Annotated in this window: 7 protein-coding genes; 3 read left to right on the top strand and 4 right to left on the bottom strand. The window is 68.3% G+C overall.

The window, feature by feature from the left end; genetic code table 11:
* Positions 1-87 precede the first annotated feature (87 nt).
* The 4 genes from V7E09_RS12845 to V7E09_RS12830 form a co-directional block, all read right to left on the bottom strand.
* Entirely contained in the window at positions 88-807 is a 720-nt protein-coding gene (locus V7E09_RS12845; protein ID WP_324512147.1) for a hypothetical protein, read from the bottom strand.
* Positions 804-1,283 (bottom strand): hypothetical protein, encoded by a 480-nt coding sequence (locus V7E09_RS12840; protein WP_324512148.1) that lies wholly within the window; start codon positions 1,281-1,283, stop codon positions 804-806. Before V7E09_RS12840 ends, V7E09_RS12845 begins: the two co-directional genes overlap by 4 nt.
* A complete protein-coding gene (locus tag V7E09_RS12835) occupies positions 1,280-2,398 on the bottom strand; it encodes a WXG100 family type VII secretion target (protein WP_324523488.1) in 1,119 nt (372 codons plus the stop codon). Before V7E09_RS12835 ends, V7E09_RS12840 begins: the two co-directional genes overlap by 4 nt.
* 157 nt (positions 2,399-2,555) lie before the next feature.
* Positions 2,556-2,837, bottom strand: a complete 282-nt coding sequence (locus tag V7E09_RS12830) for a WXG100 family type VII secretion target (RefSeq protein WP_324512150.1) — start codon at positions 2,835-2,837, stop codon at positions 2,556-2,558.
* 409 nt (positions 2,838-3,246) lie between these two features.
* Between V7E09_RS12830 and gyrB the strand changes: the two genes are divergently transcribed.
* From gyrB to V7E09_RS12815, 3 genes are all read left to right on the top strand, one after another.
* On the top strand, positions 3,247-5,298 hold the full coding sequence (gyrB, locus tag V7E09_RS12825; protein WP_324512151.1) for a DNA topoisomerase (ATP-hydrolyzing) subunit B: 2,052 nt from the start codon (positions 3,247-3,249) through the stop codon (positions 5,296-5,298).
* Positions 5,299-5,428: 130 nt separating this feature from the next.
* Positions 5,429-8,041: a DNA gyrase subunit A gene (gene gyrA, locus V7E09_RS12820; RefSeq protein ID WP_324512157.1), complete on the top strand. Its 2,613-nt coding sequence runs from the start codon at positions 5,429-5,431 to the stop codon at positions 8,039-8,041.
* Positions 8,034-8,504: a DUF3566 domain-containing protein gene (locus V7E09_RS12815; RefSeq protein WP_324512152.1), complete on the top strand. Its 471-nt coding sequence runs from the start codon at positions 8,034-8,036 to the stop codon at positions 8,502-8,504. Before gyrA ends, V7E09_RS12815 begins: the two co-directional genes overlap by 8 nt.
* The last annotated feature ends 2 nt before the right edge of the window (positions 8,505-8,506 follow it).

The following is an 8,506-nucleotide window of genomic DNA, read 5'->3' as shown; positions in this document are numbered from 1 at the left end:
GTGTGAACATTAGGGGGGGTGGGTGAGGGCGTCGATGGGTTGAACAACACCCCCCTGCGGGGGGCGAGCCCCGCAGGGGGAGACCAGTCAGCCGACGAGCACGGCGACGACCGCCCCGAGGGCGACCAGCACGCCGAGGCTGGCGTTGGTGACGCCCACCCAGAACATGGCCGACTGGGCCGCCGTGACGCCGCACTGCTTCAGGGCTGTCGTCAGGGCGTCGGAGACGTCCCCGGTGGACACGGTGCGCTTCACCGTCTTTCCGCCGCCGACGGTGACGCGGGTGGAGGTGTTGAACTGCAGGCCGCCCTGGACGCGGGCCCTGCCCCAGTAGCCGCCGCGGGTCTGGTCTACCTGCTGGTCGAGACGCACGAAGGCGGTGGGGTTCGGGGTGGACATGAGGGTGGTGCGCCAGCGGAACTGCCGCAGCGTGCGGCTGCCGGGCTGGTAGAAGACGCCGGAGTCGTAGAAGGCGCGGACCGCGTCGGGCGCGGTCTCGATCCGGTGGGGCGTGTCGCGCAGTTCCCGGTCCAGTGCGAGTGCGAGCTGCTGCACGTGTGGGGAGCCGACCACGGGCCGGCCCTGGGCGTCGAGGGGCTGGAACTGGCCGTCGTCGGGGAGGACCTCGCGGGAGAACCGCGGCGCCAGGGCCAGGTTCGCGAGACCGATGACGAGGAACGGCAGTCCGATCCCCCAGCGGAGGGCGCCGACGGCGTCCGCGGGAACGACGACGAGCATGATGGCGGCGACCGCGAGGAAGACGACCCCGAGCAGGATCGTGACCGCTTGGGCGCGTCGAGGGGTCACGCGACGGGCCCCTCGGTGACGGTCGCGCTGCCCACGAACTCCTGGAAGTCGGCGACGTACTCGTTCATCGTGTCCGCCTCCGCCGTCAGGACGATCGTCATGGCCAACGTCACCGACGGATCATCGGTGTCCATGGCCACCACGACCTGCCATTGCTCCAGGTGGAGCGGCGGCAAGCCGTCCGCGTTCAGGGTGAACCGGACGCGCTGCAGGACGCGGCCCGCTTCGAGGCGGGAGGTGTCGATCCGGCCTTCGGCCTGGGGATCGATGCGTTGCAGTTTGCCGAACAGGACGCCCGCCACATCGGTCAGGGTGGCGTCGGGCTGGAGCTCGGCGACCTCCACGCTGATGGTGGGACGGAAGTACTGGAAGGCACCGATGCGCTGCGCCAGGAAGGCGGTGCCTGCGGGGGGCTCGACGGTCTCCCACCGCTCCGGGGGGATCGACAGCGTCAGTCGTTGGGCTTGTTCGCTCACCACAGTCCTCCGAAGAAATCGCCGACGGCATCAGCCGCGCTGGACAGGCTGTCGCCAACCTTGTTGAGGTCGATGGTGATGCCGCCGCCGACGCTACCACCGACGCCGAGGGCGGCTCCGAAGCTGCCCCCGATCGTGAGTTTCCCATCGGTGATCCCGATGTCCACGTTCGCCTCGATGCCGACACCGGCCCATGCCTCGGCGGTGCCGGTGACGCCGACGCCGCCGATGTCGGCCGAGCCGCTGGCCTCGGCCTTGGCTCCGGCGAACGCCTCCGCCTGGGCGGATACCCCGGTCGCGCTCAGGGCGACGGCGCCCTCGGCGCTGACGCCGGCCATGGCGGACGCCTCTCCGGCCACGGTGGCCGGTCCAACGTAGGCGGAACCGCTGGCGGACGCCTGCGCACCGGCCATGATGCCCGCCGTGGCCACGAGGCCGCCGGTTCCGGCGTACACCCCGTACTCGCCCTTGAGGCCCACGGTGGCGCTGGCCTCGCCTTGGGCGCCGAAGTTCTCGTCGCCGACGGAGCCGCCCGCGGATACCTCGTTGCCGATCAGGCCTTCACCTTCGGCGATGTCGTAGCGGACGTTGAGCGGGACGCCGTCCTTGTCCTCGCCGCCCTCGCTGTCGCCGTCGCCACCGTCGGCGTCATCTGGCTGGTCGCCGAACGGCCATTCGTGCTCGCGGCCGATGACGGTTTCCTGTTCGGGGTTGTCGACGAAGTCCTCCAGGTCGGAGACACCACGGTCGCGTTCGTCGTCGTCCCAGCTCCCGCCGCCGCCCCCGCCCAGGCCGCCGCCACCTGCGCCGCCGCCTCCGCCACCACCGCCGGTGGAGTCACCGAGCTCGTCGCTGGTGACCTGCTGGGCCTGGGCGTTGCGCTCGGCCGTGTCGGCGAGTTCCCGCAACTCCGCTTCGACGCGCTGGGCGATGCCGCGGGTCTGTCCGTTCCACTTGGCCATGAACTCGGACAGGTCGGGTCCGGACCAGTTGCTGCGGGCCGTCTGCAGGAGCCGGTCGACGTCGCGGCTGCACTGCTGGACGTCCGCTGCGTAGCGCCTCAGCTGCGAGGCGATCGAGCGGATCTCCGCGATGTTCATTCCCGACAGCGTCATGGCCGCCTCCAGGGGCGGCGTGCGGCTGAGGGCCGAGCAGGCATGGCTTCATCCTTCAGGAGAGGGTCGGTGCGCGAGGGACGGCGGGGCGGCCCGAGTGGGGCCGCATGGGCGGCGGCCCGGCTCGGGTGACGTGACCGGGCCGCCGGGTCGGTTGTTACAGGGTGGAGCTGGTGGAGCGCTGGTTGTCGGCGTTGCGGCGGGCGGTGTCGGCGAGTTGCTTGAGTTCTTCGGCGAGGCGCTTGAGTTGGGTGCGGTATTGGCCGTTCCACTTCTGCTGGAACTGTTGGGCGTCGTTGCCCTTCCAGTTGGCTTCGACTTGCTGGAGGAGGCGGTCGACGTCGGTGACGGTGCGTTCGATTTCTTGGGCTTCGCGGTTGAGTCCGGGGACGACCTGTCCGGTGATGGCGTCGACGTTCATGCCGTGGGAGATGGCCATGGTGGGGCTCCTTTGTGTTCGTGTGTGTGGCGGGTTCGCCTGACGGTGTGAACATTAGGGGGGGTGGGTGAGGGCGTCGATGGGTTGAACAACACCCCCCGCTGGAGGCGACCGGGGACGGGCGTCAGCAGCGCACCCGGGCCCTGCCGGCCGAAGGCCTGCGACGCCGTGGGCGCCTCTGAAACCCCCGGACGCATATCCGGGGTCGGGATCGGGGTCGTCCGGGCCGCCAACTGGCCTCCGTGTGCGAATGAGCGGCATCTCCAGCCGCAGAGTCCGCGGAAATCCGCGGTGTCGAGTCGTGATCGGCGTGCGCCCTCGGGTAGGATGGCAGGGTTGAGTGGACGCCGCCCCCGCACGCAGGACCAGCTGGGGAGGCGCCCGAATGCACAGGGGAGAAGAGAGCGCCTTGACGGCAGACAACAGCACCGCGCATCCCACGGCCGGGTCGGCCGCCACCGCGGTCGAGGAGGGCAAGTACGACGCCTCGGCGATCACCGTGCTGGAGGGCCTGGAGGCCGTCCGCAAGCGTCCCGGCATGTACATCGGTTCGACCGGTGAGCGCGGCCTGCACCACCTGGTGTACGAGATCGTCGACAACTCCGTCGACGAGGCGCTGGCGGGCTACGCCGACACCATCACCGTGACCCTCCTGCCTGAGGACGGCGTGCGCGTCACCGACAACGGGCGCGGCTTCCCGGTCGATCTGCACCCCAAGGAGAAGATCCCGGCCGTCACGCTCGCGCTGACGGTGCTGCACGCGGGCGGCAAGTTCGGCACGGGCGGCTACAAGGTCTCCGGCGGCCTGCACGGTGTCGGCGCCTCGGTCGTCAACGCCCTCTCCGACCACCTCATCGTGGACGTGCGCCGCGACGGCTACCACTGGCGCCAGGCTTTCTCCCTCGGTGTCCCGGACGCCGACCTGGAGCGTCTGGAGCCGCTGGGTGAGGGCGACGAGGTCGGCACGACGATGACCTTCTACGCCTCCCCGACGATTTTCGAGACCACGCACTACGACTGGCAGACGCTGGCGAACCGGTTCCGCGAGATGGCGTTCCTCAACAAGGGGCTGTCCATCACCTTGATCGACGACCGTCCGGCGGTGACCGCGGATGCCGAGTCGGGGCTGGACGATTTCGTCGACGACGCGTCCGATCATCCCCACGAGATCACGTTCCGCTACGACGACGGGCTCATCGACTACGTCAAGTACCTCACCGGGAACAAGGAGGTCATCCACCCGTCGGTCATCGCGATCGACGCGGAGTCCCCCGACGACGCGCTCGCCCTCGAGGTCGCGATGCAGTGGAACAACTCGTTCACCGAGGGCGTCCACACGTTCGCGAACACGATCAACACCCACGAGGGAGGCACGCACGAGGAGGGCTTCCGCGCGGCGCTGACCAACACCGTCAACCGGTGGGGCGAGACGTGGGGGATGATCAAGAAGAAGGAGGATCGTCCCTCCGGCGACGACATCCGCGAGGGCCTCACCGCGATCATCTCCATCAAGCTCGGCGAGCCGCAGTTCGAGGGCCAGACCAAGACGAAGCTCGGCAACACCGAAGCGAAGAGCTTCGTGCAGAAGGTCACCAACGACCTGCTGGGTGACTGGTTCGAGAAGAACCCCGCCGAGGGCAAGGACATCATCCGCAAGTCGCAGGCGGCGGCCACGGCTCGCCTGGCCGCACGCAAGGCCCGCGACATGGCCCGCAACCGCAAGGGCCTGCTCGGGTCGTCTTCGCTGCCCGGCAAGCTCGCCGACTGCAGCTCGCGCAACCCCATCGAGTGTGAGGTGTTCATCGTCGAGGGCGACTCGGCCGGTGGCTCCGCCAAGGGCGGCCGCGACCCGCGCACCCAGGCGATCCTCCCGATCCGCGGCAAGATCCTGAACGTCGAGAAGGCCCGGCTGGATCGGATCCTGGCGAACAAGGAGGTCGAGGCGATCTTCAACGCGCTCGGCACCGGCTTCTCCGACGACTTCGACGTCGACCGGCTGCGCTATCACAAGATCGTCCTGATGGCCGACGCCGACGTCGACGGCGCCCACATCCGCACCCTGCTGTTGACGCTGCTGTTCCGGTTCCTGCGGCCCCTGGTGTCGGGCGGGTTCGTCTACCTGGCCCAGCCGCCGCTGTTCCGGTTGCGCTGGACGAACTCCCCCCACGAGCTGGCCTACTCCGACGAGGAGCGCGACCGGCTCCGGGACGCGGGCCTGGCCGAGGGCAAGAAGTTCCCGCAGGTGAACCCGATCCAGCGGTACAAGGGCTTGGGCGAGATGGATCCCGAGGACCTGTGGAACACCACCATGGATCCCGATCAGCGCACGCTGGCGCAGGTGACGCTTGAGGACGCCGCCGCCGCGTCCGACATGTTCAGCATCCTGATGGGCGAAGACGTGGAGCAGCGCAGGAGTTTCATCCAGCGCAACGCCAAGGACGTCCGGTTCCTCGACATCTGATTTGGGTTAGGAAGACAACACGATGAGCGACACGCCGAACGAACCGCCCGTGGACGGTCCCGAACTCGAGCCCGTCGCGGCCGCAGCCGCGCAGCCCGCCGCGACCGTCGGCGACGCCGAGCTCGCGCCGATGACGGGGCGGATCGCCCCCGTCGATCTGAACGAGGAGATCCAGCGCAGCTACCTCGACTACGCGATGAGCGTCATCGTGGGCCGGGCCCTGCCCGACGTCCGCGACGGCCTCAAGCCGGTGCACCGCCGCGTCCTGTACACGATGTTCGACGGCGGCTACCGCCCCGACCGCGGCTGGAACAAGTGCTCCCGCGTCGTCGGTGACGTCATGGGCAAGTATCACCCGCACGGTGACTCGGCGATTTACGACACCCTCGTCCGGCTGGCGCAAAGCTGGGTGATGCGGCACAAGCTGGTGGACGGCCAGGGCAACTTCGGATCGCCGGGCAACGACGGCGCCGCCGCCATGCGGTACACCGAATGCAAGATGAACCCGCTGGCCATGGAGATGGTCCGCGACATCGACCAGAACACCGTCGACTTCCAGCCGAACTACGACAACAAGGACACCGAGCCGGTCGTGCTGCCGGCACGGTTCCCGAACCTGCTGGTCAACGGCTCGACGGGCATCGCCGTCGGCATGGCGACCAACATCCCGCCGCACAACCTGCGCGAGGTCAACGACGCCGTGCAGTGGATGCTCAGCAACCCCGAAGCGCCGAAGGAAGAGATCCTCGAGGCGTGCATCGCCCGCATCAAGGGCCCCGACTTCCCCAACGGCGCCCTGATCGCGGGCCGTAAGGGCATCGAGGACGCCTACCGCACCGGCCGTGGCCTGGTGACCATGCGGGCGGTCATCGAGATCGAAGAGGACAACAAGGGACGCACCTCGCTGGTCGTCACGCAGTTGCCGCACATGTGCAACCCGGACAACCTGGCCACCAAGATCGCCGAACTGGTGAACTCCGGGCGGCTCACCGGGATCGCCGACATCCGCGACGACACCTCGGCCCGTACCGGGCAGCGGCTCGTCATCGTGTTGAAGCGCGACGCCCAGCCGCGCGTCGTGATGAACAACCTGTACAAGCACACGCCGCTGCAGGACACGTTCGGCTGCAACATGCTCGCCCTGGTCGACGACGTCCCCCGGACGCTGCGCATCGACCAGTTCCTCGGCTACTGGCTGCGTCACCAAATGCAGGTCATCGAGCGACGCACCCAGTACCGGCTCGACGACCTGGAGTCGAAGGCCCACCTGGATCGCGGCCTGGTCAAGGCGCTCAACATGCTGGACGAGGTCATCGCCTTGATCCGCGCGAGCCGCACCGTCGAGATCGCCCGCGAGGGCCTGATGGGACTGCTCGGCATCGACGAGCTGCAGGCCAATCACATCCTCAGCCAGCAGTTGCGTCGGCTGGCCGCGATGGAGATCCAGGCGATCGTCGACCGGCTGGCCGCGATGGAGGCCCAGATCGCCGACCTGAAGGACATCCTGGCCCGGCCCGAGCGCCGCCGCACGATCATCAGCGAGGAGATGCAGGAGATCACCGACCGGTTCGGTGACGACCGGCGCACCACGATCATCGCCGCCGACGGGGACATGTCTGATGAGGACTTCATCCCTGATGAGGACATGGTCGTCACGATCACGTACGGCGGCTACGCCAAGCGCACCCGTTCGGACCAGTACCGGCTGCAGAAGCGCGGCGGCAAGGGCGTGCGCGGGGCGTCGCTGCGCAGCGACGACGAGGTGCAGCACCTGTTCACCACCACCAGCCATCACTGGCTGCTGTTCTTCACGAACTTCGGTCGCGTGTACCGGGCGAAGGTGTGGCAGTTGCCCGAGTCCTCCCGGGACGCGAAGGGCGGTCACGTCGCCGGTCTGATGAGTTTCCTGCCGGAGGAGAAGATCGCGGGGGTTCTCACGATCCGTTCCTACGACGAGAAGCCGTACCTGCTGCTGGCGACCAAGAAGGGCCTGGTCAAGAAGACGGACCTGACGGCGTACGACAGCGCCCGGCAGGCGGGCCTGATCGCGATCAACTTCCGCGACGAGGACGACGAGCTGATCGGTGCCGGGGCGGCGTCGTCGTCGGATGACCTGCTGCTGATCAGCAAGAAGGGCCAGGCGATTCGGTTCCCGGCCTCCGACGACCAGTTGCGTCCCATGGGCCGGGCGACGTCCGGGGTCACGGGCATGAAGTTCCGTGACGGCGACGAGCTCTTGAGCATGGCCGTCATCGACGCGGACATGCCCGAGGACGACCGGTTCGTGTTCACCGTCACCGACGGCGGCTTCGCCAAGCGCAGCAGGGTGAGCGAGTACCGGATGCAGGGCCGGGGCGGCCTGGGCATCAAGGCGATGAAGCTCAACGACGACCGCGGTTCGCTGGTCGGCGGGCTGGTGGTCAGCGAGACCGACGAGGTCATCGCGATCAAGCAGTCCGGCCAGGTCATCCGGGCGTCCGTCTCCGATGTGCCCTCGAAGGGTCGCGACACGATGGGGGTGAAGTTCGTCGGCCTGACCGGCAACGACACGGTCACCGTCATCGCGCTCTACCCCGACACGGGCGAGGAGTCCGATCCGGCCGTCGACGAGGCGTCCGGTGCCACACCGGAGGTCGCTGGTTCGAGCGACTCATACGGCGGGGTGACGCCCTCGAGTGACGAAACGGCTACGGTTGACCCTGTCGTGAGCGAGGGCGACGACGAGGAGGACAGCCGTGACTGATACGCAACAGCGCACCACGTCGGGTCTGACGCTGGCGCCGGCGAAGAACCAGTCGGCGTCCGAGCCGGACGGTCGCGTCCGGCCCAGCACCCGGACCCGCCGTGCCCGGCTGCGCATCTCGCGCGTCGATCCCTGGTCGGTGATGAAGACGTCGTTCCTGTTCTCGATCGCCCTGGGCATCATGTCGTGGGTCGCCGTGTACGTCGTCTGGACCCTGCTGGGGGCCTCCGGCATGTTCGAGGCGATCAACGCGGGCCTGACGATGCTGCTGTCCAGCGATCAGGATCAGACCAGCGTCCGCCTGGAGGACTTCGTCAACACCAACAAGGTGATGGGCTTCACCGCCCTGTTCTCCGTGATCAACGTGGTGATCCTGACGGCCCTGGGCACCATCTTCGCGTTCCTCTACAACCTGTCCGCCAACATCCTCGGCGGCCTGGAGCTCACCCTCGCCGAGGACTGAGC

The organism is Propioniciclava sp. (assembly GCF_036744435.1).
In the GTDB taxonomy this organism is placed as follows: Bacteria; Actinomycetota; Actinomycetes; order Propionibacteriales; family Propionibacteriaceae; genus Propioniciclava.
The sequence above is the reverse complement of the archived record's forward strand: the minus strand, read 5'-3'. Positions and strand labels throughout refer to the sequence as shown.